We start from the raw sequence: 26,385 nt of genomic DNA, 5'->3' as shown, positions 1-26,385 counted from the left end.
CACCTACAGAGTATTAGCGATTTCTTTAAACGCTTCTTCTGCAACAGCTAATGTCCGTTCAATATCGGATTGTTTATGAAATACAGATAAGAAATTGCTTTCATAAGGACTAGGCGCCATATAGATTCCATGACTCAAATTGTAATGGAAGAATGTTTTAAAATGCTCTTCATTACATTGACTAGCATCATCAAAATTTTGTACTGGTTTATCTGTAAAGAACACCGTAAACATAGATCCAACACGTTGCACCACAATAGGCACATTATATTTAGCGCCTAACTGTTCGTAGCCTTCACACAATGTTTTTGTCGCTTCCTCTACTTGTTTGAAAATAGTCGGATCTCGTTGCAACATAGATAATGTAGCAAGGCCGGCCGTAACGGCAACAGGATTGCCGCTCAAAGTACCAGCCTGGTAAATAGGACCAGATGGAGCAATTTGAGACATAATTTTCACAGAGCCCCCAAAGACAGCCATAGGCATGCCACCACCTACAATTTTACCTAAACAAGTTAGATCAGGCTTAATATTATACAGCTTTTGCGCGCCTCCACTGCTAGCGCGGAAGCCACACATAACTTCATCAAAAATGAGCACTGCCCCATAATCTTTCGTAAGACTCCGTAACGCTTCAAGGAAACCTGGTACTGGTGGAACACACCCCATATTACCAGCTACAGGTTCTACAATGACAGCGGCAATGGTATCTCCCATATCATCAAATAATTTAGTAATTGCTTCAATATCGTTATATGGCAATGTGATCGTATTTTCCGCTACCGCTTGTGGTACGCCAGGACTATCTGGAACGCCAAAGGTAGCAAGTCCTGAACCAGCTTTTACCAGTAAAGAATCACTATGACCATGGTAACAACCGATAAATTTTACAATTCGATCGCGACCTGTATAACCACGAGCTACACGAAGCGCACTCATAGTTGCCTCTGTGCCAGAGCTAACGAGACGAATCATTTCCATGGAAGGCATGAAGGCTTGAATTTTTTTAGCCAATTCTGTTTCCAATAGCGTCGGCGCACCATAGCTAGTTCCGCGAGGAATGGCTTCTTGTAAGCTAGCCACTACTTCAGGATTCGCATGTCCAAGAATCATAGGCCCCCAACTAAGCACATAGTCAATATACTCGTTATTATCGATATCATAAATACGGCTACCACTAGCAGAGCTAATGAAAGGTGGATTAGAACCTACACTGCGATAAGAGCGAACAGGGCTATTTACACCGCCTGGCATATATCGTTTTGCTTCTTCAAAAGCTTTTTCAGATTTGCCTAATTGTAACATAGTCTCTCCTCCTACTGCTTAGCCAACCAACGCGCTACGTCAAGAGCGTGATAAGTAATGATGATCTTAGCACCAGCGCGTTTCATAGATAACATAGTTTCCATAACGAGGCGCTCTTCATCAATTAAACCAGCTTGGGCTGCACTTTTTACCATAGCATATTCACCAGATACATTGTAAACAGCTAATGGTAATTCATACCGATCTCGTGTTTCTCGTACAATGTCTAAATAAGACAAGGCTGGTTTAATCATGATAATATCAGCCCCTTCAGCAATGTCTAATTCAATTTCACGCATCGCTTCTAAGCGATTAGCTGGATCCATTTGATAAGACTTACGATCTCCAAATTGAGGCTTAGAGTTAACGGCACCACGGAATGGCCCATAGTAAGCAGATGCATATTTCGCAGCGTAACTCATAATAGATACATCTGTATACCCAGCTTGATCTAAGGCTTCACGGATAGCACCTACGCGACCATCCATCATGTCCGAAGGCGCTACCATATGAGCGCCTGCTTCTGCTTGACTAACCGCCACTTTGCACAATAATGGCAATGTTTCGTCATTCAAAATTTCATGATCTTCAATCATCCCACAATGACCAGTAGACGTATACTGACATAAGCAGACATCGGCGATGACCAATAAGTTAGGTACTTCTTTTCGAATCTCTTTAATCGCTTGTTGCACAGGCTCATTCATATCCCAAGCAGATGATCCTTGTTCATCCTTATAGGTAGGAATGCCAAAAATTTCAACGCCTCGAATTCCTAGTTCATAAGCCTCTTTCGCCACTTTTACCGCTTCATCAACGGAGAGATGATATTGTCCAGGCAATGTATCAATTTCACGTTTAATACCTTCACCAGGAACGATAAACAAAGGATAGATTAAATCGGATGTATCTACCGTTGTTTCTCGCACCAAGTCTCGCATTTCTGGGGAAATGCGAAGACGGCGAGGACGATATGTTAAATCATACATAGTCGTACTCCTTCATATATAGATTAATTATTTTCTCGTACATCTTCTATAATAGCATCTACAAGACCATCTGTAGTATATACAGGACTGATAACGTGAATTTCTAAGCCTTCACTCATCGCCGTAGCTGCTGTAATAGGGCCAATACAAGCGACTTTTGTATTCTTTAATAGCTCTAGGGCATTGTCCCCTAATAATTGTAATGTATTCGTTACCGTAGAGGAGCTAGTAAATGTAATATAATCTACTTCGCCTTTTGTAAGCGCTTCCACTAAAACTTCTTGTTGCGATGTATCTTGCTGTGTTTCATAAATGCGCAAAATATCTACTTGTACATCCATATGACGCAATTCACGAGGAATGACATCTCTCGATTTTTTCGGCTGAATCAACAGAACTTCATCGCCAGCACTCACTTTACCGTCTAAAGCGCGCACTACCGATTCAGCTTTATAATCAGTAGGCACAATATCAGGAATAATACCAAAATGCATCAATTCACGCGCTGTTGCACTACCGATGGCACATACTTTTGCATACCCTAAGGCGCGAGCATCTCGTCCCATGTCTTTCAATAGGCTAAAGAAGTAGCGTACGCCTTCACCAGAGGTAAAAACAATGGCTTTATATTGATCGACGCGGTCCATAATACGGCGGTCTTCGTCGAACAATTCTAAAGCTGTCGTCTTGATGGCAGCGCTTTGAATAACACGGGCACCTTGTTCCTGCAAAGCTTCTTTGAAGCGACTCGCTTGGGATCGCGCACGAGTAACCACAATAGTTTTGCCAAATAATGGTTTATTGTCGAACCATTGCAATTGCTCCCTCAAATTAACAACGTCGCCTACAACAATAATAGCAGGGGCTTTTAAATTCGCCTTCACTACGTCTTCTACTACATGTTCTAAGGTAGATACTAAAACTTGTTGAATCGGTTTCGTACCCCACCGCACTAAAGCTACTGGCGTGTCTTTAGGACGGCCGTGTTTCATCAAGTTGTGAGCAATCATTTCTAGGTTTGTAACACCCATAACAAAACAGAGTGTATCTACAGCGGTTGCCAAGCCTTCCCAATGAATGCCAGACACAGATTTTGTTGGATCTTCATGGCCTGTAACGACTGCAAAGGACGTCGCCATTGCTCGTTGTGTCACAGGAATCCCTGCATAAGCTGGTGCTGCTACAGGCGATGTAACGCCAGGAACAAATTCAAAAGGAACTCCCCCCTCTTTAAGGGCCATCGCTTCTTCACCACCGCGACCAAATACGAGTGGATCACCGCCCTTCAAACGGGCTACGATTTTACCTTCTTTCCCTTTTGCTACGAGGAGTTCGTTAATTTCCCATTGGTGCATCGTATGATCTCGGCATTGTTTTCCCGCATAGATCAATTCCGCATCAGGTCGTGCCCACCCAAGAAGGTCTATATCTGCCAAGTAGTCATATACAATTACATCTGCTTTTTCAATGCATTCTCGGCCTTTTACAGTGATTAATTTAGCATCTCCAGGGCCAGCACCGATTAAATATACTTTACCTGTCATTTTATGATTCCTTCCTTTACAAGAGCATCCACAATATGTTTGCCACCCTCTTCGTACAATGCTTTAGCTAGATTTTTGCCTAACATTTTACTTTTACAAGCAGGGCCAGATAACTCGCCTTCATAGACAGTTTTTCCATCTAATGATGCAATGAGCGCTTTCAAAGTCAATTGCCCTTTATCAATAGTGCCATATACCCCCATCGGCACTTGGCAGCCGCCATTCAATTGATTGAGGAAACTCCGTTCCCCTTCCACAGCTAACCGAGTTGGTTCATCGTCGATGTGTGAAAGCATAGCTAACATTTCATCATCATCAGCACGGCATTCAATAGCTAATGCCCCTTGTCCGACAGCAGGAATCATTTCATCAGCCGTAAAGACTTGCGTAATTTGATCCTCCAAACCTAGTCGCTTTAAGCCCGCTTGAGCAAGCACTACTCCATCTAAGCCTTCAGAGTTAATTTTATTCAACCGCGTCTGTACATTGCCGCGAATCACTTTGATTTTTAAATCAGGACGAACGTGCAGCAATTGTGCTTGACGCCGCAAGCTACTAGTCCCTATGCGCGCACCTTGCGGCAGTTGATCCAGTGTTTTATATACAGGGCTGATTAACGCATCATGAGGTACTTCACGTTTTGAAATAGCCCCTAATGTCAAGCCTTCTGGTAGTTCCGTGGGCATATCTTTCAAGCTATGTACAGCGATGTCGATGTCTCCAGCTATCATAGCAGCTTCTAATTCAGCCGTAAATAAACCTTTTCCCCCTACTTCAGCGAGAGGTTTTTCTAAAATACGATCACCTTTTGTGTTGAAGTGAACTAATTCAACAGTAATCCCTGGATATAATCGTTGTAATTCATCTTTGATATATTCAGCTTGCCACAATGCAAGGGCACTCTTACGAGTACCAATTTTTATATGGTCTCTCATGTGCTATCCTTCTTTCTTCAGATTGAACATATCTTTGAATAAGTCCCAATATAAGCCTTCTTCTTCTGTTCCGGCGATTTCATTGAAATGAATCATCGGTTCTCTCAACATTTTGCGGACGATCATGCGACTCATAGAGTCCATAATGCGACGTTCTCTATCGGAAATATCTGGTAATTTAGCTAAGGCACGATGTAATTCACGACTACGAATGCGATCTGCTTTATCCGTCAATAAGGCCATCATAGGGCGAACTGATAAATAACTTAATTTATCTAACACATCTTCAATAGCTTCATGAATAATCGGCTCAGCTCGTTTAGCCTCTTCTTCCCGTTGCTGTTTATTTTCTTCTACAACGCTTTCAAGAGCATCGATATTGAAAAGATAAATTCCATCAATATCCGCTACAGCAGGGTCAATATCGCGAGGTACAGCAATATCGATCATAACCATAGGCATTCCATTTCGTCGCGCAGCAATACGTCGAGCTTCTTTTTCATTAATAATATAATGCGGCGCCCCTGTGGAAGTAATTAAAATATCTGCTTCTACCGCATAGTCTACTACATCGTCTAACTTAATGGCGTGCCCATTAAACTTCTTAGCCAATGTTTCTGCTTTAGCAAAGGTTCGATTCGATACAAAAATCGTTTTAACTCCTTTTGATTGCAAATGAATAGCTGTTAGCTCACTCATTGTACCCGCCCCTAAAATGAGGACTGTCGCTTCTGAAAGCGGTTTATCTAAGCTATCTTCAGCAAGGTTAACTGCGGTATAGCTAACCGATACAGGCGTATTGGCAATACCTGTATTAGTACGCACTTTTTTACCCACACTAATGGCGCGTTGGAATAAAATATTAAATACTGTGCCTGTAAACCCAGCACTATATGCCTCTATGTAAGCCACTTTTAATTGACTTAAAATCTGACCTTCCCCCAATACGAGAGAATCTAAACTGGCGGATACGCGGAATAAATGATCCACACACTCTCGATCTTGGTAGAAGAAAAAAGCAGATTCATCAATAGAATCAGCGTCTTTTAAGTCTTTCATAACATCTAACATGTATTGCTTTGGCTGTTCTACATCTTCTAATACAGCATATAGTTCTGTTCGATTGCAAGTAGATAATATAACACATTCTGAAATTCTATCGTATTCATAGATTTTATTAAGAGCTGCTTTGACTTCATCTTTCTCAAAGGAAAAGCGTTCTCGTACCGCTACTGCAGCACTTCTATGATTTAGACCTAATACCACTAATTGCATAGTGTAGTTTCTCCTCTATATAAGGCCAATTTCCGTCTAAAATAGCCTGAAACGCAGTTTCATCTAAATGGGTGCGCCAAAATTGTTGACGCTCCGCTACACTGGGAAGAATCGATTTGACCTCTTCCCTTATTATTTTAAGTCTCGGTATAGCAATTTTCAACTCACTATAACGGTTTGTCATATCTTGCCGAACGAGACGATTAATGCGTGGACCTCCATTATTAGCGCCAATAGCAATCTGCAAATCACCAACTTCTAAGGTAGCGGGGATTGTAAAATCACAAGCTTCTGGTTTATCGCTGCGATTCATCCACACCTTATAATCCTTAGCGAGGGATTCAAGTTTATCATTCAATTCTCTATTGTTGGTGCTAATAAAAAGAAGTTTACTCGCTTTTAATAACTCTATATATGTATCAGTAAATGGTGTCTCATGCCAAAGAATCAATCCTTCTACAGCCCACTTACGAATAGTCTCTGTTACAGTAGGGCTAATAACAACACAACGAGCCTCATTCATCACTAAGGATATTCTTCGTTCCGTTACGTCACCGCCACCAATAAAAAGGATGGTATCATCTTGCCGTAATTGTAATGTAATAGATAGCATAGAAATACCTCAATCTATAATTTCTAGTATACCAATCAATCTAGAGAATATATAAAAAAATCGGCTTGACAGGCCAAGCCGATTTTCAATTTTCTTACATAAATCGTTTCAAGTACACGCCAATGCGTCCCTTTCTCGATGTGCCTGTTATGGCTTCTACTTTCATTCGGCCGCGACCGCGCATAGAAATCACATCTCCTTCTTTTACTTCTTGAGATGGTCCTTTCGCAGGTTGCCAATTCACTTGCAATAACCCAGCGTTAATAGCGCTCACCAACTTTGTTCGAGACACGCTAAACCCAGAGCTAGCTACTGCATCTAATCGCAAAGATGCGACAGTAGTACGTACTTCTTTAATTTTTTCTTCTTTCGGTGCAATATCATCTAGCGAAATGATCTCTGCCGAAACAGTAACCATCGCGATTTTTGTAAAGTTTTGGACAATAAAATCGGCAATAGTATTATCAACTAATACTTGAGCGTCCCCTTGAACCATAATAATATCGCCAAATTTAGTACGCTCCATGCCTAGCCCTAATAGAGATCCTAGTACATCGCGATGAGTTAAGAGTCTAAATCGCGGATCCCAAGATACTTTAAGGGCTGTAATCCCCATATCGACAGTGCCTTGAAAATGATTATCTACAAAGGCAATGCGAATGCGTTCGGCCCCTTCGTAACCACCATAGGTTTTTACTTGTAGTTCTGGATAGGCCGCCTTTATTGCATCGGCAATGACAAGCCCGGCAGGACTTGTAAAATCGGTTACCCGAAAGGGTTTCCCTTTTACTACTTGTTCAGCCAAATCTAACATACGACGAGCTTCTTCGCCGTTGCCACTAGCTTCAAAATATCGAATTAATTTACTTGTATCAGCCATTATTTCCCCAATTCATTGGAACGTTCGTAGGATGCTAACACCCCATCTTGCAAAGCGCTACGCAATCCGCCTTTTTCCATGGCCCCAATACCAGCAATCGTAGTGCCACCAGGGCTTGTTACTTGATCTCGTAACACCGCTGGATGTTCACCACTAGATAGAGCCATTTTGCCAGCCCCATACATAGCTTGTGCAGCTGCCTTAATCGCTAAAACTCGCGGTAAACCAATGCGCACACCAGCATCTGCTAAGGCATCTAAAATGACAAACATGTAACCTGGTCCAGTCCCAGAGAGGGCTCCTAAGCGGTCTAAATCAGCTTCACTAACGACCACTACTTCTCCAACCGCTGCAAATAAAGCTTCTACTGCAGAAGTATCATCTGCGACATCTGTGGCCAATGCGGTCATACCACATCCAATAGATGCGGGCGTATTCGGCATAGCTCGATAGATAGTAGCCTTTGGTAAGGCCCGTTGTAAAGTACTTAACGTAACGCCTGCAGCCACAGAAATAACAGTAGTCCCTTCTCTAAGAGAATCCATTTGAGACAATACAGTAGGTAATACTTGAGGCTTCACTGCTAAAATAATGGTTTGAAAGTCTTCTAATGGAGGCATTTTGATAAAGCCAATAACACCTAGTTCAGCTCTAAGCGATTCTAATTGTTCTGATCGCCGCACTAACACAGACGTATGATTAGCGTTCAATATGCCCTTGTCTAAAGCCCCTTTTAGCAATGCACTGCCCATCGAGCCTACACCGATAACAAGTGTTTTCCCTAACATAGTATCACCTCAGCCCCTAATGGACTTATTATTTTTGCCAAGCAAATTCTTGCGCTTCTGTTCCACTTTCAGATTCACTATTATAATCAATGGAAACGTTCACAGGTACGCACATGAAAATGTCTTTGCCTACCTTTTCAAGTTTCCCATCTAATGCAAATGTTGCACCAGATACGAAGTCAACGATACGAGCTGCTTCATGAGGGTCAGTATTCTCAAAATTAATCAATACAGGACGCATGTCGCGTAATTGATGAGTAATGCTTTCAGAATCTTCGAATACTTTTGGTTCAATTACAACTACTTTCATGGATGTTGGTCTTTGTGTCATGGCAGAAGTGCCTCCTACTACTTTACGAGGTTGATATTCAGATGGTGTTTGTTGCGCAGTATGTGTTTCATCTGCATCATCATAGTCATCTTCGTATTCATATTCGTCATCATATTCATCATAACGGTCATCGTTATTGAATCCTACATAATTTTTAATTTTTTTCCAGCCATCTCCTAAAGCCATAATCGTTCCTCCTCTTACTTTATGTACTCAATATATTATGTATATACACGTTCGCCAAAGATAGCCGTACCTATGCGAACGATGTTTGCCCCTTCTTGCAAGGCCACTTCAAAGTCATGAGTCATGCCCATTGATAAATACTCGATTTCACCATCAGGGAAATAGGACTTCATATCTTCAAATAAAGCCTTTGCAACCCGGAAAATAGGCCGTGCCTCTTCTGGGTCATCAAAGAATGGCGCCATACACATTAATCCCCGAATCCTCACATGAGGTAGTGTCTTAGCGTATTCCCGGATATGAGGAAATTCCTCTACGGACATACCAGACTTACTCGCTTCTCGCGCTATATTGACTTGCAATAGTACGTCTTGTACTTTATCGTGCTTCGTTGCCACTTTTTCAATTTCATCAAGCAATTTAATACTATCCACAGAATGAATAAGATCAAACATAGGCACTGCTTGACGCACTTTATTAACTTGTAAATGGCCTATTAAATGCCACACCAAGTCAGGCCCCTTGTATAAAGCTTGTTTTTCCTTTGCCTCTTGTACGCGATTTTCACCTACATGAGTACATCCAAGACGAGCTATTTCTTCTACAGTCGCAACAGGGTGATTTTTCGTTACCGCCACTAATAACGCTGTATCTACGCGACCCACACTCGCCATAGCATCAGCCATGCGTTGTTGGATAGCATGTAGGGATTCCTCAATCATAAGTACCTCCCATTTATATTACACAGAATATATTTATAGACTCATTTATTATATAATATTTAGCTTAGAATGTATATCATTTCAGAGATTTAAGCATCCCAAACAATGCCATGCGCCCCGTTGTTCCCGATTCGCGACGATAGGAAAAACAGTCTTCACTCGTCATACTATCAGTACCACCGATGCAAATGCGGTCCTTCAGAACCCCACGTTGCAAAAGATCCGCTTCTATAAACGCCCACAAATTAATATGTGGCGTTTTCTGAGTAGCTCCGTCTCTTTGTATATATTGAACTAACTCACCATCGGTACGATTTGTGACGGTCTTCCATTCCCTTTTGAAAGTATCCGCTAATTCTTCATTTACTTCAAAAGAGCCCGGTCCAATACTAGGCCCTAAGTACACATAACAATCTTTAAAGTCCGTACCAAAGTCACGCGCCATTCCTTCTATAGTAAGAACTGGTAAGTGACCGACAGTTCCCTTCCACCCAGCATGTACGACTGCCAAGGCATGATGAACAGGATCGTAAATAGCTACCCCCACACAATCCGCCGTAAAGAGGAATAGTGGTACATCTACAAGATTTGTGTAAATGGCATCGCAATCATGAATAGCTGTGTCTTCCCCATAAGCACCAGAGCCAATCAATTCTTCCGTAATGCGCATGGCGCGCAATCCATGAACTTGATTAGCGCAGGTAATTCGATTCGATGCAACACCTAAATAATCCGCAATCATAGCTCTATTGACTATGACATCATCTACTTTGTCTCCTACGTGAAAGGCTAAATTAAGGGAACTGAAAGGATCCTTCGAGATTCCACCATGACGATAGGTATCACCCAAGATAAGAGGCCATTTACTACACCAATCAGGCGCTTCGTAAGACCACGTCGAACCTTTGTGATTAACATTGACTATATGTTTACTCATTGACACACCCCACATCGCTTACATCCCTCCATACAAGGTGGCGTATAGGCTTCATCGAGAGCACGTTGCCACTCTAGTTCTAAATAGCCTTCCTTCATCCCCATGTCGAGATGGCTCCACGGCAAGTATTCATCAAATTGTCGCTCTCGATAGTTGAAATCATCCATATCGAGACCAGCCGCTTTCATTTCAGGTTTGAAAGACTTACTCCCTTTATCCATGGCACAAGCAGCAATAACCCTACTCAATCTTCGATCGCCGCGAGCCAATACGCCTTGAATATACGCTTCTTTAGGTGATTCAATGAGCACTTCTATGCGGCGATTCTTTTGCAACGATTTCTTAATGTATTGCAATTTCCTCTCTACCGTTTTCTGATTGTCCATAGGGGCCCACTGAAATGGCGTAAACGGCTTTGGTATGAAGGGATTAATACTCAGTGTCAATCGTCCATTGCACCCTACTTCCGCCATATGCGCCTGCGTACGCTCTGCTAATCCAATAATGGCATCAATATCTTCATCTGTTTCAGTAGGCAGTCCAACCATAATATAAAGTCGCATATGCTGAATACCTGATTTAGCAGATAACTGAGCGGCAGTACGCAAATTGTCTTCACTAATACCTTTATTAATAACTCTCCGCAATCGTTCGCTCCCTGTTTCTGGGGCAATGGTAATCGTCTTCTGCCCACTGTCAGCCAAGCCATCAACGACAGCTTGCGTCAACGAGTCAGCACGCAACGAAGCACAAGAGTAACGCATCTCTTTCGACCGAATATAGGTCACTAATTCATCCACTTCTGGGTAATCAGAAATAGCCGCCCCCATAAGGCCTACTTTTTTGCCTAATGCATGGGCTCGATCCACACCTTCCTTGAGTACCTCTAAAGGGCGTACCCGAGGAACCCGAAAGCAATAACCGGCCATACAGAATCGGCAGTGGCGGCCACATCCACGAGCAACTTCAATAATATACATCGCACCAAACTCAGTAAAGTCCGTAGCAATCACAGTTTCTCCGCCACTGGTGAGAGGCTCAAAATGGCGCTTAATCGTTTTTGGCGCCTTCTCTGCCAATGTATAACCTATAAATCGATTGTCTTCATATATTGGTGTATATAAAGTTGGTACATAAATGCCCTCAATGGAAGCTAAGGAAGCAATGATATCAGCACGACTTTCACCATTGTTACGCCCCTCCCGAATACGATCTAACAGGCGCGTCACAAGGCCTTCCCCTTCGCCAATAACACAAGCATCTATGAAGTCCGCAAAAGGTTCAGGATTAAAGGTCGTACAAGGTCCTCCAGCGATAACAATAGGGTCAAACTCAGTGCGATCCGCACTCATAACAGGCACTCGACCATGACGGAGCATCAATGGAATATTGAAATAATCCATTTCAAAGGTTACATCAAAAGCAACTACATCAAATTGATGCATAGGACGCTGTGTTTCCACACTCATGAGGGGCATTTTCGTTTTATCATAGGCATCTAATTCTTTTTTCTCTGGCAAAAAGATACGTTCACAAACGCTATCAGGGCGCAAATTGATTTCTTCATAAATAATATGAAGTCCTAAATTACTCATCCCTACAAAGTATGTATTAGGATAAACCATCGCTACCCGTTGGCTACTATGAGGGTTAATAGTCACGCGACTATCTTCGTTATAATATAATTCTTGTAACCGATCAATTAAGTCTTTCCGATTCAACGACGTCCCTTCCTCTTTTTCTCATATGGATAAATCACAACTTGCCCATTAATATATTCGGCAATATATATTTCATTCACTGTATAGCCTTGTTTCTCGATTTCCGAACGCAACCATAGGTCATCTTTATCAATTAAATCGAGCACTAATGTATTGATTTGTCCATCATTAATTAAATCAAGGCGTATATTATCTTCTCCAAACTGTACAACATTAAGTTGCCCATTTTGTTCGAGTACAGCTCGTTTTACATCCTTTACGTATTGGACACCAGCAGCTCGCAATTTTAATTCTGCCGCCTGAATACCGTAACGCATACATTCTTCTGTGAAAATCTGTCCTTTTTCTATAACGATAACAGGGTGTCCATCTAAAATTGTTTTGAAAAAGCGAATGTTTCCTTTTAAAAATTTTAAGGTCATCACAAGAATAGTCCATAAAATAAGGACTAACATAAATTGCAAAATACCAATGGCATCATTGTAAATAATAGCCCCTATAATACCGCCTAGTACATAGTTCTGTAATTGATCTAATGCAGAAGTAGGCGCTAAATTACCTTTTCCCATTAAATTGATTTGCAAAATAATTGCTAACAAGCCTATGGCTAGCTTTGCAAAGACCATACCATACGCCATTAATGCTCCCGACATAAATATTCCTATTCTTTCTCTGTATCAATAATGCGGTTTACATTGCTAATCGTATATACCCGTTTCAATGTATAGGATGTAAACTCTGGATTAAAATCAATCGCATAATAAGTATTTCCTACTTTTAAGATCATATCATCTCGTATTTTTAAAGAATTAACCTGCAATTGTTCTAATGGCACATTCTGATTCTGGCTGAAAGATTTCAAAAACGTCAACATCCTAGAGGAATCTTCCAAATAATTTTGAATCCGGCTATATTCTAAATATTCAAAACCTAAGAAAAAAGCCACAATGAGCGACAAGATGACCGTCAAATCTCGATAACGGCTCGTAAAGCCATTGCGCAATGTCAGTATCCCGATGATCAACAAAGATACTAATACGACGGATAACAATATAAACAGCCACGTCTCTTGATTCGACACTTGGCTCTCTACATATGCAGTAGTATAAAAGTCCATACAGTACTCCCTTTAATAGTATTTTCTATATTATATCATATGCACAGCAGTTTTTTTCGATATACAACAAAAAGGCGACCCTCCTGGGTCGCCTTTTTAAGACAGTTATATTATTTCAACCAGCTCATTAAGCCACGAAGTTCAGAACCAACTGCTTCGATTGGATGTTTAGCTGCTGCTTCACGATGTTGTTTTAAGAATGGTTGACCATTTTTGGAGTCAGCCAAGAAGTCATCAGCAAATTTACCGGATTGGATATCTGCCAATACTTGTTCCATCGCTTTTTTAGTATCTGCAGTGATGATTTTTGGACCAACATAGTAGTCACCGTATTCTGCAGTGTTAGAAATGGAATGGCGCATTTTTTGGAAGCCACCTTCGTAGATAAGGTCTACGATCAATTTCATTTCATGTAAACATTCAAAGTAAGCGTTTACAGGCTCATAACCAGCTTCTGTTAATACTTCGAAACCAGTTTTGATCAATTCTGTTACGCCACCGCACAATACAGCTTGTTCGCCGAAAAGATCAGTTTCAGTTTCAGATTTAAAATTAGTTTCCAAAATACCAGAGCGACCACCGCCTACACCAGATGCCCAAGCTAATGCTACTTCTTCAGTATCTCCAGATGGATCTTTTTCTACTGCGTACAAGCAAGGAACGCCGGAGCCTTCTTGGAATGTACGACGTACTAAATGTCCAGGACCTTTAGGCGCTACCATGAATACGTTAACGTCTTCGCGAGGTACGATTTTACCGAAGTGAATATTGAAACCGTGAGCAAATGCTAAGTAAGCGCCTTCTTTCAAGTTAGGCTCAATATCATTTGCATATACTTCTGCTTGTAATTCGTCTGGAATCAATACCATAACGATGTCTGCGCCTTTAACAGCTTCAGCTGTTTCTTTTACAGTTAAACCAGCTTCTTCAGCATCTTTCCAGCTAGAAGAACCAGCGCGCAAACCGATAGTTACGTCCATACCATTTTCTTTCAAGTTCAATGCATGTGCATGACCTTGGGAACCGTAACCTAATACTGTAATTTTTTTGCCTTGCAATTTAGAAAGATTGCAATCTGCATCATAATATACTGTAGTACCTAAAATTTTACCTGCCATATTAGACAACCTCCAAAACTATATTCAATAGAATCTTCAATAATATATACTACACAAATTTGCGTATAATTGCAAGTTGTGATGTACATCTGTATGCTGTGAATGGATATATTTTATTTCACAATAACCCAAGGACGTTCTCGTTCCCATATTACGGAAACCTCCATACCAAAAACATCGGTCAACACAGAGTCCCTCAATATGTCTCCTTTTTTCCCCGCATAGGCTATGCGGCCTTCTTTTAAAATGGCCACATGCGTAATGCTAGGCATAATCTCATCAATTTGATGCGATACATAAATGTAAGGCGTCCCCTCATGTTTCGCCATTTGCTCTACCGTTCCCAAGAATTGTTCGCGAGCCGGCAAGTCGAGGCCCGAACAAGGTTCATCTAAGATGAGGAGATCTGGATTCCCCATGAGAGCTCTCGCCAGCAATACGCGGCGCTGTTCACCAGCAGACAACGTAGCATAGCGATGACCTTCCAAATAAGAAATCCCAAAGGACTCCATCAATTGATGGCCTCGTTCTCGTTGTTCACGAGATACGTCCTGATAAATACCTATGCTACTGAAAGCGCCAGAAATGACTACATCTTCTGCAAATTGTTTATTCAATGTCGACTGAAATTGACCTAATGAAGAGCTCACAAAGCCTACTCGTGATTTGATATTAGCCCATACATATTTACCAAATTCATAGCCAAATACGCGAACAATCCCCGCTGTAGGTACTTGGTACGCTGGGATCATGCTGAGTAACGTTGATTTTCCAGCCCCATTCAGCCCTAAGAGAGCCCAATTTTCGCCATCTTTTACCTGCCAATTTACACTTTGTAAAATTTCGCGGCCATCGCGCCGAAACACAACTTCTTCGTAATATAATAATTCATCCGCTACAGGATTCATACTATCACTTCCTCATCGAACTGTTCATACTATGAGTACCTTGACTAATCGCCTATCTCCATTGAGACAGATGCTATATTTTTTCACCTCTGCTCATAGCGGTAATACCAGTTTTAGCAATTTCAAGAATGCCATAGCTTTCCATAATTTGAATGAAGCCATCTAATTTCTCTGCGCTACCAATAACCTCTACAATCATAGAGGTAGGTGAAATATCGAGGACATTACCGCGATATACGTCTGCAATCTGAACGATTTGAGAGCGCGTAGCTGCTGTTGCTTTCACTTTGATGAGCATCAATTCACGACGTACTACATTTTCTGTAGCCAACACTTTGACTTTCACTACATCAATGAGTTTGTAAATTTGTTTTTGAATTTGATCGAGCGCTCGATCATCAGCTTCGACGGTCAATGTAAGACGAGCATATCCTGGTTCATTGCTAACACCAGAGGTCATTTTCGTAACATTGAAGCCCCGTCGATTAAATAGTGCCAAAATACGGGTTCCTAAACCAGGAGTATTTTTAGCGATTACTAGGACTTGATGTTCTTTATTCATCGCCAAGCACCCCCTTTTTCCCCATCATGCCACTCACTGTACCACCTGCTGGAATCATAGGTAGTACATTTTCTTCACGGCGCACGCGACAATCTAAGATAATATTATCTTTCGATGTAATGGCCTTTTTAAACGTACCCTCAAAATCCTCAACGGAATCAATACGATAAGCCGTTAAGCCGAAGGCATCTGCCAATTTGATAAAATCTGGACTCACCTCTAAATCAACGTAAGAATAACGGCGTTGATTAAAGATTTCTTGCCATTGACGAACCATGCCTAAATAACCATTGTTAATAATAACGATTTTGATAGGCAAGTTATATTGTTTAACCATCATCAATTCTTCAAAGGTCATTTGGAAGCCTCCATCCCCTACAACGAGGATCACTTGCTTCGTAGGTGCCCCAATTTGGGCCCCAATAGCAGCGGGTAAGCCGTACCCCATTGTACCAGCACCGCCAGATGTAACGATGGTATGCGGCATTTTGTGGGTTAAAAATTGTGCCGCCCACATTTGATGTTGTCCTACATCAGTAACGATGATAGCATCGCGATTAGCAATTTTGTTGAGCTCGGACAACACATATTGGGGATTTAATTCACCATCTACCAAGCCAGGCACTGTTAATGGATATTCTTCTTGCCAACCTTTTATTTGTTGTAACCATGCCTCATGTTGTTTCGCCTCGACGAGAGTATTTAACTCAGTCAAAACTTGCTTCAAGTCCCCTACGATAGGCACGTCAATGATGACATTTTTATCAATTTCGGCTGGGTCAATATCGATGTGAATAATCTTTGCTTTTTTACAGAAGAAATCAGGATGGCCTGTAATGCGGTCGTGGAAACGAATGCCGGCAGCAATGACAACGTCTGCTTCTTCTGTACTATAGTTAGCAGCTACCGTACCGTGCATGCCTACCATGCCGAGAGCCAATTCATGGTCCCCAGGGAATCCACCGAGACCCACCAATGTATGGCCTACAGGAATATTAGCTTTTTCTGCTAACTCTTTAAGCTCATCCATGGCACCAGATTTTAAAATACCCGCACCAGCAATGATCAATGGACGCTTTGCATTCTTAATTAATGTAGCGGCCTTTTTAATTTGCCCTTGATGGCCTTTGTACGTTGGATCATATCCTTCTAAATGAATCGGCGCTTCAAAGAGCTTATTATATTCTGCCATAGTAATACTCATGGTTTGAACATCTTTAGGAATGTCCACTAAGACCGGTCCTGGTCGGCCCGTTCTAGCGATAAAATAAGCTTCTTTTAAAATACGTGGCAAATCAGTGATATCTTGCACTAAATAGTTATGCTTTGTAATAGGCATAGTAATGCCTTGAATATCTGCTTCTTGGAAAGAATCTTTACCAATCAATGCACGTCCCACCTGACCTGTAATAGCGAGCATTGGTACGGAATCCATGTAAGCTGTCATAATACCAGTTACTAGATTAGTAGCACCCGGTCCAGATGTGGCAAGACAGACACCAACTTTGCCAGATACGCGAGCATAACCGTCAGCAGCATGGGCTGCTCCTTGTTCGTGGCGCACAAAATAATGCGTTATTTCTGGGAAGCTATAAATCTCATCATAAATTGGAATCACTGCACCGCCAGGATACCCAAATATATCTGTTACCCCTAATCGGTGAAGTGTTTCAAGGACGATGCGAGCTCCGTTAATAGTTTCACTCATAAATATCCTTTCTGATACCTAGGGCTTATTCAGACAGAATTTCTGAAGAATTTAAGCGCTTAATGGTATACCCTCTTTGTTTGAAATCTTCAATAATTTTTTTAATGTGATCTTCTCCATTCGTTTCCACTGTGACTTGTAACTCCACTTCGTGGAAACGGTCGAGATTTTTAAATTGATTATGATCAAGTTTAATAACATTCGCATCAGCTTCTGCGAGCATTTGTGAAACCGCTACTAATTGACCTGGTTTATCTGGTAAATTAACAGAGAATGTAAAAATACGACCACGTAACACTAAGCCTTTATTAATCATAGAGGAAATAGTAAGTACATCAATGTTCCCGCCACTTACAATAGCTACTACTTTTTTATGTTTGCAACTTAACTTTTTCAATCCTGCTAATGGCAAAATCCCTGAATTTTCTGCTACCAATTTATGTTTTTCTACAAGCAATAAAAACGCTTCCATCAATTCATAATCAGATACAGTAATAATTTCATCTACATATTGTTTAATATAATCCAATGTGGTAGATCCAATAAGGGCTACAGCAGTACCATCAGCAATAGTAGAAACCTCTTGTAGCTTAACTGGCTTACCCGCTTCAAGACCTGCTAATGCACAAGCTGCACCTTCTGGCTCTACACCGATAACTTTTATTTGAGGATTTTTTAATTTTGCAGCAGCTGCAATGCCTGCTACAATACCACCACCGCCAACAGGAACAAGTAAAACATCTGCATCAGGCAGTTCATCTAGCACTTCTAGTGCAATCGTACCTTGCCCTTCAATAACATCTTCATCATCAAAGGGATGTACAAATACATACCCGTGTTCCTTCTGTAATTCCATTGCCTTTTGATAGGCTTCATCGTAAATCTCACCATACAAAACGACGTCAGCACCATATTGGCGAGTAGCATTTACCTTGATCAACGGTGTATGCTTAGGCATAACAATAGTAGCTTTAATGCCCAAACGTTTAGCAGCAAGTGCTACGCCTTGCGCATGATTACCCGCAGAAGCAGCAATAACGCCACGGACCTTTTCTTCATCATTTAATTTTGAAATTTTATTATAGGCACCACGTACTTTGAAAGAACCTGTAATTTGAAGATTTTCAGGCTTAATATATACATCATTGCCCGATTCTTCAGAAAATACATCACTGTGAATTAACTTTGTTTTCACAGTAACCGTTGACAAGCGCTCTCTGGCTTCCATAAAATCATATAGTTTATGCATACATACCCCTTCTCCTGAGAAAATGAATAGACTTCTATTAATCTTCTAAGATTTCAATAGCCCCTTGTGCCGCAGAGGATACATGGAGGGCATATTTTTTCAAATATCCTGTAGCATTACTTTTAAATGGTGGCAATGCCGCTTTACGACGAGCAATTTCTTCGTCGCTTACAGCTAATTCTAATTTGCCATTTGGAATATCGATATTAATAATATCACCATCTTCAACGATAGCGATAGTGCCACCGGCTGCAGCTTCTGGCGATACGTGACCAATAGACGCACCTCGAGTGGCACCAGAGAAACGGCCGTCAGTCAATAAAGCTACGTCTTTATCGAGACCCATACCAGCAATGATAGATGTTGGTGTCAACATTTCGCGCATGCCTGGACCACCTTTTGGACCTTCGTAGCGGATAACTACCACATCGCCTTTCACAATTTTGCCATTTGTAATCGCTTCTACTGCATCTTCTTCGCAGTTAAATACTTTTGAAGGGCCAGAATGGACAAGCATATCTTCTGCTACGGCACCAGCTTTTACAACGGAACCGTCTTCTGCTAAGTTACCTTTCAAAACAGCAATACCACCTGTTTCGTGAACAGGATTATTCCAAGGATGAATTACATCTTCATCTACTACTTGTGCAGCAGCAGCGATTTCACCTTGCGTTTTTAACGTTACTGTTTGGCAATCTGTATGCAAACGACCATTTTCAGAAAGTCGTTTCATAACCGCACTTACGCCACCAGCAGCATATAAATCTTCAATGAAATAAATACCGGATGGCGATAGTTTAGATAATTGCGGCGTAATTTGGGCAATGCGATCAAAATCATCTAAGGATAATTCAACACCTGCTTCATGAGCAATAGCTGGTAAGTGAAGCGCTGTATTAGAAGAGCCACCTAATGCCATATCTAGCGCTACAGCATTTTCAAAGGCTTCACGCGTCATAATATCTTTTGGACGAAGGTTGGCTTTCAACACCTCTACCGCTTGCATACCTGACAATTTAGCAAGACGCATACGTTCGGAGTAAACGGCTGGAATCGTACCATTACCAGGCAATGCCATCCCTAATGCTTCTGTTAAGCAGTTCATGGTATTTGCCGTATACATACCGGAGCAAGAGCCACACGTAGGACAAGCGCTATTCTCAATGCTCATTAACTCTGCATCATCCATATCACCGGTTTTATGTTTACCTACTGCTTCAAATACATCGGATAAACCAATTTTTTTACCTTTATGTACGCCAGCAAGCATAGCTCCGCCAGATACAAACACAGAAGGAATATTGAGACGAGCAGCGGCAATTAACATACCTGGTACAACTTTGTCGCAGTTGGGAATAAATACCATGGCATCAAATGGTGTAGCCATAGCCGTAGCTTCGATGGAATCGGCAATAATGTTGCGCGTTACCAAGGAATATTTCATCCCTACATGATTCATAGCAAGACCGTCACAAATACCGATTGTATTAAACTCAATAGGCACACCACCGGCATTGCGAATACCGTCTTTTACGGCTTGCACTATATTTTTAAGACCTACATGACCTGGAATAATTTCATTAAAGGAGTTAGCAATACCGATAATCGGTCTGCCCATTTCTTCGTCAACAAAGCCCAATGCTTTCAACAACGATCTATGCGGTGCACGTGCAACGCCAGCAGTTAAATTCTCACTTCTACAACTCATGATACTCTCCTTACTAGTGAAAGCAACACTTGTGCTTTCACAGACGAATAAAAAAAGACGATTCCTAAGAATCGTCTTAAAAGTATACAAATGAAATTACTTATGTTTACAGAATTCCACTGTAGGCTCATTATCTACTAAACCTATCCCCTATGGATATACATATACATAAGATACAATACCGTCAAAACCTTATTGATATATATTAAACCATTCGCGGAACTTCTAAGACAAAACGTGTTAAGTTGTTGTTCATAATTCGAATGTTTTTAATAATCGTCGCCAAGACGATAATCAACAAGCTAATGACTAAACCTAACATGTTTCCTCCTAAAGATAATCTGTAATATAAAAATATTATAGATTATCTTGGCTTAGATTTCAATATATATACATCAATTAATTCAAACTTTATCATATAAAACACCAGAAGTAATATAGCCAAGCAATAATAAAATCAATTGATAAACAATAAAAAGTGCCTTATCAAAATTTGATAAGGCACTTTTTTACTAGCTTGGTGCGGTTGGAGGGACTTGAACCCTCACGAGCGTACGCTCACCACCCCCTCAAGATGGCGTGTCTGCCATTCCACCACAACCGCATGACATATACAAATGGTGCCTCAGGACAGAATCGAACTGTCGACACACGGATTTTCAGTCCGTTGCTCTACCGACTGAGCTACCGAGGCATTTTTTTGTAAAAAAAAATGGCGACCCCGATCAGATTTGAACTGACGATCTTCGCCGTGACAGGGCGACATGTTAACCGCTACACCACGGGGCCGCGTAACAACTCTCGTTGATTACTTGTCTATAATATCATGAAATGTTACAGCGTGCAATACTTTCTATAAAAAATTTTAAGGATTTTTAATACTTTTTTCTATACCTCTATTAAATACTTTGTTTCTCAAGATAATATGCTACAATACATGTATATGAATCATAGGGAGATAAACATATGAATAAGTCAAAATCATTATTAATAGTAACTATTATCGCCTTAATAGCAGCTCTCGGTGCAGCTTGGTATTTTTTATGGTATATTCCACGCACACCTATTTATACGTTCCAAATTATTCGCCAAGGCATAGATGAGCGGAATCCTGATAAAGTAATGCAACATATTGATGTAACGGCTCTTGTTAACAATATTGTAACTCGCGAAGGCAATACCTATGTCGACCCTACTACGCCATGGGGTAAAGCTGCTATCGGGGCCACAAAAGTATTTGGCCCTGCTTTATTAGAAGATGTCATTCGCAAATATGTAGAAGATCCAGATAGTTTTAAATCACCGCCTCTAGAAGGGACCGAAACTACTAATGCAAGTGCTTCTTCTGAAAGCACACAATCTACCTTCTCTATGATTGATCGGCTACAACGAGGCGAACTATTTAAACAACATACGGTAGAAGTTAAAAACATTACCTCTATCGAAGACAATGGCGTCGCTACAGTGACAGTGACGCTGCAAAATAATCGCTTACACATGACAGAAGATGTACGCATATTATTAAAATACTTAGGCAATGGTAAATGGGCTATTTACGACATCCCTGACATCGAAACATTATATCGCATTACGAGAAAATAAAAGAACAGAAGAGTCTCTGCCTAACAGCAAAGGGGCTCTTCTGTTCTTTTTATCTGTTACAAATAAGTAATGTGTCTTATCAATCTCGAGCACTAATTTCATGTATTTATCGATGTTTCGGTACTACTGCACAAGTGACAGTCACTTGGGAAATTAGACTACCTTCAACGTCTTTCATATCAAAACGCCATACATGAGATGTTTTGCCTTTTAGCAGCAATTCTCCTTCAGCCATTAATACACCTTCTGCTTTCATAGGGCGCAAATGATTCGCTGTAATCGATTGACCTACTGCGAAAGCATCTTCTGGCAACATAGCATTGCTGAGCATACCTGCCAAGATTTCGCCGAAAGCTAATGTAGCGCCACCATTGAGATAGCCTTGCGGTTGGCTATGGTACGTACCCAAGTTCATCATACCACTACCGGTAAATTCACCTGTTACTTGTACTTCCGTAATTTGCAAAGCTTCTATCATCGTTGTATTCATTCGTATTATCTCCTATTTACCACTATAATATGCATACATATAGTGTCACTTATATGTTATATCGATTTCATTATAACATGTTTCACTATAAGGTCCATGTACCAATAGTATAGTCTAATAAACGATCTTCCAAAACAGATACACCTAGCCCTGCGCCTGTAGGAACCGTCATACGCCCATCTACAAATGATATGTCTGGATCTGTTAAGTCTCTTTCAAAATAACGCGATGAATCAGATAAATCACCTGCCATATAGGAATCGCCTAATGCAGCCAGTTGAACGTGCATCATCTTAGAAATACTAGACTCTACCATACTGCCAATCCAATAGTGTATACGATGTTCACGACACAAGTTAATAGCACCTTGCGTTTGCATCAATCCCCCTAAACGGCCCACTTTTATATTGGCTACATCGATTAAGCCATGCTCTATGGCATAAGACAAATCATCGCAAGATAAAATAGACTCATCTAAACAAATAGGCGTCTTAATAGGCCAATGTTCACCTTGTTCTGCCCGCCACTGTCTATACTCTTCTAAGCTTCCTATAGCAAAAGGTTCTTCTATACATTTTAAAGACAAATCATTATATCGTGCTATATCATGCAGTTGATCATAGGTATAGCTTTGGTTCGCATCGACAGCCAAATCAATATGCGGATATGCACTTCGCACTAATTTTGTTCGCTCGTACCCATCCCGAGGTGTTACTTTCAATTTGATGCGCTCACATCCTTGTTCCACATAGCGTTGCACAGCTACTAGCACTTCGTCTATAGGTATATCACCAATGACTACTCCCATTGGAATGGTATTAACTAAGTCTGCTTTCATAATATGAGCTATGGAATTAACCCCTTTTCTACTGCAGCTTAAATGAATAAGAGCATTTTCTAAGCCTGCCATAGTCATAGGCATGGCGTCTCGTTTCAGCCACATTTGCAGTTGCCGCATATAATTTTCTAAGGGATAGGGCCGCATAGCTCGGAGATTAAAGATATAATCTTCTACCAATTTATTCCAACTAATCTCTACTGTTTCAGCCGTATAAAAGGGATCGGTGAAAGCTACACATTCCCCATAGCCCACATAACCATCTATATCTTCTATACGGATGACGATTGTTTCACGTATCCGAACTAAACCTTTTGCCGTTTTAAAATCAAACCGCAATGGCAATGCTAAGCGATATGCTGTTATAGATCTAATATTTAGAATATCTCTCATATATCGCCCCTCGGTTAATCGTTCTCTAAATAAGTAGCCAATTCCTTCCTCATAATTTTTCCCGTTCCGTTTCGAGGTAATTGAGGTAAAATTGTTATATACTTAGGCACTTTATATTTCGCTAAGTGCTGCAACATATACTGCTGCAATTCTGTTGTAACAAATTCTTTAGAGTCCCCGTTCCCCTCATGAATAGATACAAATAATGCCGGCACTTGACCCCACGTATCATCCACTACAGGAACGACAGCACATTCTTTCACCATATGGTGCGCATAGAGTAAATCCTCAATTTCCTTAGGATAAATATTCTCCCCACCAGAAATGATTAAATCTGTACGCCGATTCAAAATATAGACATACCCATCGTCGTCGATATAACCAATATCATTGGTATTAAAAACACCATGAATCGGTTCTTTTCCGTAATACCCAGTCATCACCATAGGCCCTTCTAGGAGGATTTCACCAATTCCGTCTGCATCAGGATTGGCAATGTGTACAGTCATGCCTGGTAACGGTAATCCAACGGAATCAAGGTTATCCAAATTCGACAATACAGGCATAGTCACACTTTGACTGAAAGTTTCTGTCATGCCATATGTTTTATAAATAGGCAACTGTTTAGCTACACAAGTGTCGATCAAAGGACGGTGAATGAATTCGCCGCCTAATAAAATGACCCGTAACGCATGATCTTTAATGCTCGGCTCTAGTCGTTGCAACAAAGTCGGCACTAAAGACATCATGGTAATCTCTTTGTCTTCGATTAACTGTAGTACTCGCTCTTCATCGTACGATGGAAGGATTGTCATAGCCGTTCCATTATATAAAGACCGCATCAAAATAGATAAGCCACTAACATGGAATAACGGTAATACAACGAGCCAATTATCCTTATCATCTACCCCCAATACTTGTTGAGAAGCTGCAACGTGAGCTTGAATTTGGCCCCACCGGATTGGCACCGACTTGAAGACCCCTGATGTAGCACTTGTATTCATAATTACCACTACATCATCATCGATAAATTGCCAATTAAATTCTTCAACTATAGATTGATCGCCTTCAAAGTCCAGCAAAACATCTTGTTGAGACAAATCTTCAGCTGTCTTCCAATCCATATATTTCAACACTTGTTCATCAAAAGGAATTACTCGCTCCGCAGTAGATGGAATTTGTCTCATCCTTTCAGTACTACTAATAACAGTAGACACTTGCAACACATCTAATTGTTTTTCAATTTCTGATGGTTTCAAATGAACATTTAACAAAAGAATTTCCTTATGTAACAACATAGATGCCAAAATATAAACCGCCATTGTAACAGAATTGTCCGAAATAATAGCAATTCGTTTTGTATTGGCAAGAACTGAATCTAACTGTTTCGCTACATATATAACAGCCCTATATATATCATCATAACTATATTCATTAATACATAATCTATGAGGCTCTCGCTCTACCCATTCTTTAAGCCATTGCATAATTTACCTCACAATATATTTGCTTTCATTCATCTGCATGTTTGTATCTAACACATTTTACTCTAAGTATATAACAGTATAGCATAAAGAAAAAGCAAATCCGCTAAGAATAACCTTAGCAGATTTGCTTTATATTATGGGAATTTAGGGAATTTACCGAAGTCTGGTTTCCGTTTTTCTTTAAACGCATCGCGGCCTTCTTTCGCTTCATCAGTTGTATAATACATCAATGTAGCATCGCCAGCAAATTGTTGTAATCCAGCAAGACCATCTGTATCAGCATTGAAGGATGCTTTCAACATACGGAGAGCCATTGGGGATAAGGCGAGGATTTCATTACACCATTGTACGGTTTCTTCTTCTAATTTATCGAATGGTACAACGCAGTTAACCATACCCATTTCATAAGCTTGAGCAGCTGTATATTGACGGCATAAGAACCACACTTCACGAGCTCGTTTATGCCCAATCATACGTGCTAAGTAACCAGCGCCGTACCCAGCATCAAAAGAGCCTACACGAGGGCCTGTTTGACCGAATTTCGCATTTTCAGAAGCAATCGTCAAATCACATACAATGTGAAGTACATGGCCTCCACCAATAGCAAAACCATTAACCATCGCAATAACAGGTTTTGGTGTGACACGAATCAAACGTTGTAAATCAAGTACGTTAAGACGAGGAACATTGTCTTCTCCTACATAACCCCCGTGGCCGCGCACGCTTTGGTCACCGCCAGAGCAGAATGCCTCTTTATCTTCTCCTTGACCGTGATTAGCACCAGTCAATACGATAACCCCAACTTCTGCATCTTCTCGAGCTACTGTAAACGCATCGATGAGCTCCATTACTGTTTTAGGGCGAAATGCGTTACGCACTTCTGGACGATTAATAGTAATCTTCGCAATGCCGTTATAGGTTTCATAAATAACGTCTTCGTAATTACGATCTAATACTTTCCAATCAAACTTACTCATGG

General features: G+C 40.9%; 25 protein-coding genes and 3 tRNA genes. 1 reads left to right on the top strand and 27 read right to left on the bottom strand.

The genetic code is table 11. The features are described 5' to 3' along the window. Window positions 1-3: 3 nt before the first annotated feature. The 23 genes from hemL to NFR29_RS02300 all read right to left on the bottom strand — a co-directional run bounded on the left by hemL (window position 4) and on the right by NFR29_RS02300 (window position 21,385). Window positions 4-1,305, bottom strand: a complete 1,302-nt coding sequence (gene hemL, locus NFR29_RS02410) for a glutamate-1-semialdehyde 2,1-aminomutase (RefSeq protein WP_251422694.1) — start codon at window positions 1,303-1,305, stop codon at window positions 4-6. A gap of 11 nt (window positions 1,306-1,316) precedes the next feature. Further along, window positions 1,317-2,294, bottom strand: coding sequence for a porphobilinogen synthase (hemB, locus tag NFR29_RS02405; protein WP_251422691.1), 978 nt, complete (start codon window positions 2,292-2,294; stop codon window positions 1,317-1,319). Window positions 2,295-2,317: 23 nt separating this feature from the next. After that, entirely contained in the window at window positions 2,318-3,838 is a 1,521-nt protein-coding gene (gene cobA / locus NFR29_RS02400; protein WP_251422688.1) for a uroporphyrinogen-III C-methyltransferase, read from the bottom strand. Continuing rightward, complete coding sequence (hemC, locus tag NFR29_RS02395; protein WP_251422685.1) at window positions 3,835-4,773, bottom strand: hydroxymethylbilane synthase; 939 nt, start codon at window positions 4,771-4,773, stop codon at window positions 3,835-3,837. The genes cobA and hemC overlap by 4 nt, the downstream gene beginning before the upstream one ends. 3 nt (window positions 4,774-4,776) lie before the next feature. After that, the gene (gene hemA / locus NFR29_RS02390) at window positions 4,777-6,048 is read right to left on the bottom strand and encodes a glutamyl-tRNA reductase (RefSeq protein WP_251422682.1); all 1,272 of its coding nucleotides are present in this window, start codon (window positions 6,046-6,048) and stop codon (window positions 4,777-4,779) included. Beyond that, complete coding sequence (locus NFR29_RS02385; protein WP_251422679.1) at window positions 6,017-6,661, bottom strand: precorrin-2 dehydrogenase/sirohydrochlorin ferrochelatase family protein; 645 nt, start codon at window positions 6,659-6,661, stop codon at window positions 6,017-6,019. Before NFR29_RS02385 ends, hemA begins: the two co-directional genes overlap by 32 nt. 94 nt (window positions 6,662-6,755) lie before the next feature. After that, window positions 6,756-7,541, bottom strand: coding sequence for a YlmH family RNA-binding protein (locus NFR29_RS02380; RefSeq protein WP_251422676.1), 786 nt, complete (start codon window positions 7,539-7,541; stop codon window positions 6,756-6,758). Continuing rightward, the gene (proC, locus tag NFR29_RS02375; protein WP_251422673.1) at window positions 7,541-8,329 is read right to left on the bottom strand and encodes a pyrroline-5-carboxylate reductase; all 789 of its coding nucleotides are present in this window, start codon (window positions 8,327-8,329) and stop codon (window positions 7,541-7,543) included. The genes NFR29_RS02380 and proC overlap by 1 nt, the downstream gene beginning before the upstream one ends. Window positions 8,330-8,357: 28 nt before the next feature. After that, window positions 8,358-8,846: a cell division protein SepF gene (locus tag NFR29_RS02370; RefSeq protein WP_251422671.1), complete on the bottom strand. Its 489-nt coding sequence runs from the start codon at window positions 8,844-8,846 to the stop codon at window positions 8,358-8,360. 35 nt (window positions 8,847-8,881) lie between these two features. Then, window positions 8,882-9,568 carry a YggS family pyridoxal phosphate-dependent enzyme gene (locus NFR29_RS02365; protein WP_251422667.1) on the bottom strand — a complete coding sequence of 229 codons (687 nt, stop codon included), beginning with the start codon at window positions 9,566-9,568 and terminating at the stop codon, window positions 8,882-8,884. A 76-nt stretch (window positions 9,569-9,644) separates the two neighbouring features. Next, entirely contained in the window at window positions 9,645-10,505 is an 861-nt protein-coding gene (locus NFR29_RS02360; RefSeq protein ID WP_251422664.1) for a purine nucleoside phosphorylase YfiH/LACC1 family protein, read from the bottom strand. Next, window positions 10,502-12,226 (bottom strand): radical SAM protein, encoded by a 1,725-nt coding sequence (locus tag NFR29_RS02355; protein WP_251422660.1) that lies wholly within the window; start codon window positions 12,224-12,226, stop codon window positions 10,502-10,504. The genes NFR29_RS02360 and NFR29_RS02355 overlap by 4 nt, the downstream gene beginning before the upstream one ends. After that, entirely contained in the window at window positions 12,223-12,879 is a 657-nt protein-coding gene (locus tag NFR29_RS02350) for a DUF421 domain-containing protein (RefSeq protein ID WP_251422657.1), read from the bottom strand. The genes NFR29_RS02355 and NFR29_RS02350 overlap by 4 nt, the downstream gene beginning before the upstream one ends. 8 nt (window positions 12,880-12,887) lie before the next feature. Next, window positions 12,888-13,343: a DUF3290 family protein gene (locus NFR29_RS02345; RefSeq protein WP_251422654.1), complete on the bottom strand. Its 456-nt coding sequence runs from the start codon at window positions 13,341-13,343 to the stop codon at window positions 12,888-12,890. Between the two features lie 110 nt (window positions 13,344-13,453). After that, window positions 13,454-14,461: a ketol-acid reductoisomerase gene (gene ilvC / locus NFR29_RS02340; protein WP_251422650.1), complete on the bottom strand. Its 1,008-nt coding sequence runs from the start codon at window positions 14,459-14,461 to the stop codon at window positions 13,454-13,456. Between the two features lie 113 nt (window positions 14,462-14,574). After that, entirely contained in the window at window positions 14,575-15,369 is a 795-nt protein-coding gene (locus NFR29_RS02335) for an ABC transporter ATP-binding protein (protein WP_251422647.1), read from the bottom strand. A 73-nt stretch (window positions 15,370-15,442) separates the two neighbouring features. Continuing rightward, a complete protein-coding gene (gene ilvN, locus NFR29_RS02330) occupies window positions 15,443-15,931 on the bottom strand; it encodes an acetolactate synthase small subunit (RefSeq protein WP_251422644.1) in 489 nt (162 codons plus the stop codon). Continuing rightward, the gene (gene ilvB, locus NFR29_RS02325) at window positions 15,924-17,639 is read right to left on the bottom strand and encodes a biosynthetic-type acetolactate synthase large subunit (protein ID WP_251422641.1); all 1,716 of its coding nucleotides are present in this window, start codon (window positions 17,637-17,639) and stop codon (window positions 15,924-15,926) included. Before ilvB ends, ilvN begins: the two co-directional genes overlap by 8 nt. 25 nt (window positions 17,640-17,664) lie before the next feature. Beyond that, entirely contained in the window at window positions 17,665-18,888 is a 1,224-nt protein-coding gene (ilvA, locus tag NFR29_RS02320) for a threonine ammonia-lyase (RefSeq protein WP_251422638.1), read from the bottom strand. Between the two features lie 37 nt (window positions 18,889-18,925). Further along, entirely contained in the window at window positions 18,926-20,596 is a 1,671-nt protein-coding gene (gene ilvD / locus NFR29_RS02315) for a dihydroxy-acid dehydratase (RefSeq protein WP_251422635.1), read from the bottom strand. A 518-nt stretch (window positions 20,597-21,114) separates the two neighbouring features. Then, window positions 21,115-21,200 (bottom strand) — tRNA-Leu (locus NFR29_RS02310). Between the two features lie 14 nt (window positions 21,201-21,214). Continuing rightward, a tRNA-Phe gene (locus tag NFR29_RS02305) sits at window positions 21,215-21,290 on the bottom strand. A 19-nt stretch (window positions 21,291-21,309) separates the two neighbouring features. Beyond that, window positions 21,310-21,385 (bottom strand) — tRNA-Asp (locus tag NFR29_RS02300). 177 nt (window positions 21,386-21,562) lie between these two features. Here NFR29_RS02300 and NFR29_RS02295 point away from each other — a divergent pair. Next, on the top strand, window positions 21,563-22,198 hold the full coding sequence (locus NFR29_RS02295; protein ID WP_251422633.1) for a hypothetical protein: 636 nt from the start codon (window positions 21,563-21,565) through the stop codon (window positions 22,196-22,198). 106 nt (window positions 22,199-22,304) lie between these two features. Here NFR29_RS02295 and NFR29_RS02290 read toward each other — a convergent pair whose 3' ends face one another. The 4 genes from NFR29_RS02290 to menB form a co-directional block, all read right to left on the bottom strand. Further along, entirely contained in the window at window positions 22,305-22,688 is a 384-nt protein-coding gene (locus NFR29_RS02290) for a PaaI family thioesterase (RefSeq protein ID WP_251422630.1), read from the bottom strand. A gap of 85 nt (window positions 22,689-22,773) precedes the next feature. Beyond that, on the bottom strand, window positions 22,774-23,919 hold the full coding sequence (menC, locus tag NFR29_RS02285; RefSeq protein WP_251422627.1) for an o-succinylbenzoate synthase: 1,146 nt from the start codon (window positions 23,917-23,919) through the stop codon (window positions 22,774-22,776). 14 nt (window positions 23,920-23,933) lie between these two features. Continuing rightward, window positions 23,934-25,406 carry an o-succinylbenzoate--CoA ligase gene (gene menE / locus NFR29_RS02280; RefSeq protein ID WP_251422624.1) on the bottom strand — a complete coding sequence of 491 codons (1,473 nt, stop codon included), beginning with the start codon at window positions 25,404-25,406 and terminating at the stop codon, window positions 23,934-23,936. A gap of 134 nt (window positions 25,407-25,540) precedes the next feature. Then, on the bottom strand, window positions 25,541-26,383 hold the full coding sequence (menB, locus tag NFR29_RS02275; protein WP_251422620.1) for a 1,4-dihydroxy-2-naphthoyl-CoA synthase: 843 nt from the start codon (window positions 26,381-26,383) through the stop codon (window positions 25,541-25,543). Between the last annotated feature and the right edge of the window lie 2 nt (window positions 26,384-26,385).

The sequence above is a fragment of the Veillonella agrestimuris genome (assembly GCF_943193065.1).
GTDB classification, from domain to species: Bacteria; Bacillota; Negativicutes; order Veillonellales; family Veillonellaceae; genus Veillonella; species Veillonella agrestimuris.
Note: the sequence above shows the minus strand (reverse complement) of the source record. Positions and strands in the feature narration are given on the sequence as shown.

What these genes read in the sequence shown, in the direction of transcription:
- ilvN (WP_251422644.1), bottom strand. Translation starts at nt 15,931, where the DNA reads ATGAATAAAGAACATCAAGTCCTAGTAATCGCTAAAAATACTCCTGGT.
- NFR29_RS02295 (WP_251422633.1), top strand. Translation starts at nt 21,563, where the DNA reads ATGAATAAGTCAAAATCATTATTAATAGTAACTATTATCGCCTTAATA.
- menC (WP_251422627.1), bottom strand. Translation starts at nt 23,919, where the DNA reads ATGAGAGATATTCTAAATATTAGATCTATAACAGCATATCGCTTAGCA.
- ilvA (WP_251422638.1), bottom strand. Translation starts at nt 18,888, where the DNA reads ATGCATAAACTATATGATTTTATGGAAGCCAGAGAGCGCTTGTCAACG.
- cobA (WP_251422688.1), bottom strand. Translation starts at nt 3,838, where the DNA reads ATGACAGGTAAAGTATATTTAATCGGTGCTGGCCCTGGAGATGCTAAA.
- hemC (WP_251422685.1), bottom strand. Translation starts at nt 4,773, where the DNA reads ATGAGAGACCATATAAAAATTGGTACTCGTAAGAGTGCCCTTGCATTG.
- menE (WP_251422624.1), bottom strand. Translation starts at nt 25,406, where the DNA reads ATGCAATGGCTTAAAGAATGGGTAGAGCGAGAGCCTCATAGATTATGT.
- hemB (WP_251422691.1), bottom strand. Translation starts at nt 2,294, where the DNA reads ATGTATGATTTAACATATCGTCCTCGCCGTCTTCGCATTTCCCCAGAA.
- hemA (WP_251422682.1), bottom strand. Translation starts at nt 6,048, where the DNA reads ATGCAATTAGTGGTATTAGGTCTAAATCATAGAAGTGCTGCAGTAGCG.
- NFR29_RS02345 (WP_251422654.1), bottom strand. Translation starts at nt 13,343, where the DNA reads ATGGACTTTTATACTACTGCATATGTAGAGAGCCAAGTGTCGAATCAA.
- NFR29_RS02360 (WP_251422664.1), bottom strand. Translation starts at nt 10,505, where the DNA reads ATGAGTAAACATATAGTCAATGTTAATCACAAAGGTTCGACGTGGTCT.
- proC (WP_251422673.1), bottom strand. Translation starts at nt 8,329, where the DNA reads ATGTTAGGGAAAACACTTGTTATCGGTGTAGGCTCGATGGGCAGTGCA.
- NFR29_RS02365 (WP_251422667.1), bottom strand. Translation starts at nt 9,568, where the DNA reads ATGATTGAGGAATCCCTACATGCTATCCAACAACGCATGGCTGATGCT.
- hemL (WP_251422694.1), bottom strand. Translation starts at nt 1,305, where the DNA reads ATGTTACAATTAGGCAAATCTGAAAAAGCTTTTGAAGAAGCAAAACGA.
- NFR29_RS02380 (WP_251422676.1), bottom strand. Translation starts at nt 7,541, where the DNA reads ATGGCTGATACAAGTAAATTAATTCGATATTTTGAAGCTAGTGGCAAC.
- NFR29_RS02290 (WP_251422630.1), bottom strand. Translation starts at nt 22,688, where the DNA reads ATGAATACAACGATGATAGAAGCTTTGCAAATTACGGAAGTACAAGTA.
- NFR29_RS02335 (WP_251422647.1), bottom strand. Translation starts at nt 15,369, where the DNA reads ATGAATCCTGTAGCGGATGAATTATTATATTACGAAGAAGTTGTGTTT.
- ilvB (WP_251422641.1), bottom strand. Translation starts at nt 17,639, where the DNA reads ATGAGTGAAACTATTAACGGAGCTCGCATCGTCCTTGAAACACTTCAC.
- NFR29_RS02370 (WP_251422671.1), bottom strand. Translation starts at nt 8,846, where the DNA reads ATGGCTTTAGGAGATGGCTGGAAAAAAATTAAAAATTATGTAGGATTC.
- ilvD (WP_251422635.1), bottom strand. Translation starts at nt 20,596, where the DNA reads ATGAGTTGTAGAAGTGAGAATTTAACTGCTGGCGTTGCACGTGCACCG.
- NFR29_RS02350 (WP_251422657.1), bottom strand. Translation starts at nt 12,879, where the DNA reads ATGTCGGGAGCATTAATGGCGTATGGTATGGTCTTTGCAAAGCTAGCC.
- ilvC (WP_251422650.1), bottom strand. Translation starts at nt 14,461, where the DNA reads ATGGCAGGTAAAATTTTAGGTACTACAGTATATTATGATGCAGATTGC.
- menB (WP_251422620.1), bottom strand. Translation starts at nt 26,383, where the DNA reads ATGAGTAAGTTTGATTGGAAAGTATTAGATCGTAATTACGAAGACGTT.
- NFR29_RS02385 (WP_251422679.1), bottom strand. Translation starts at nt 6,661, where the DNA reads ATGCTATCTATTACATTACAATTACGGCAAGATGATACCATCCTTTTT.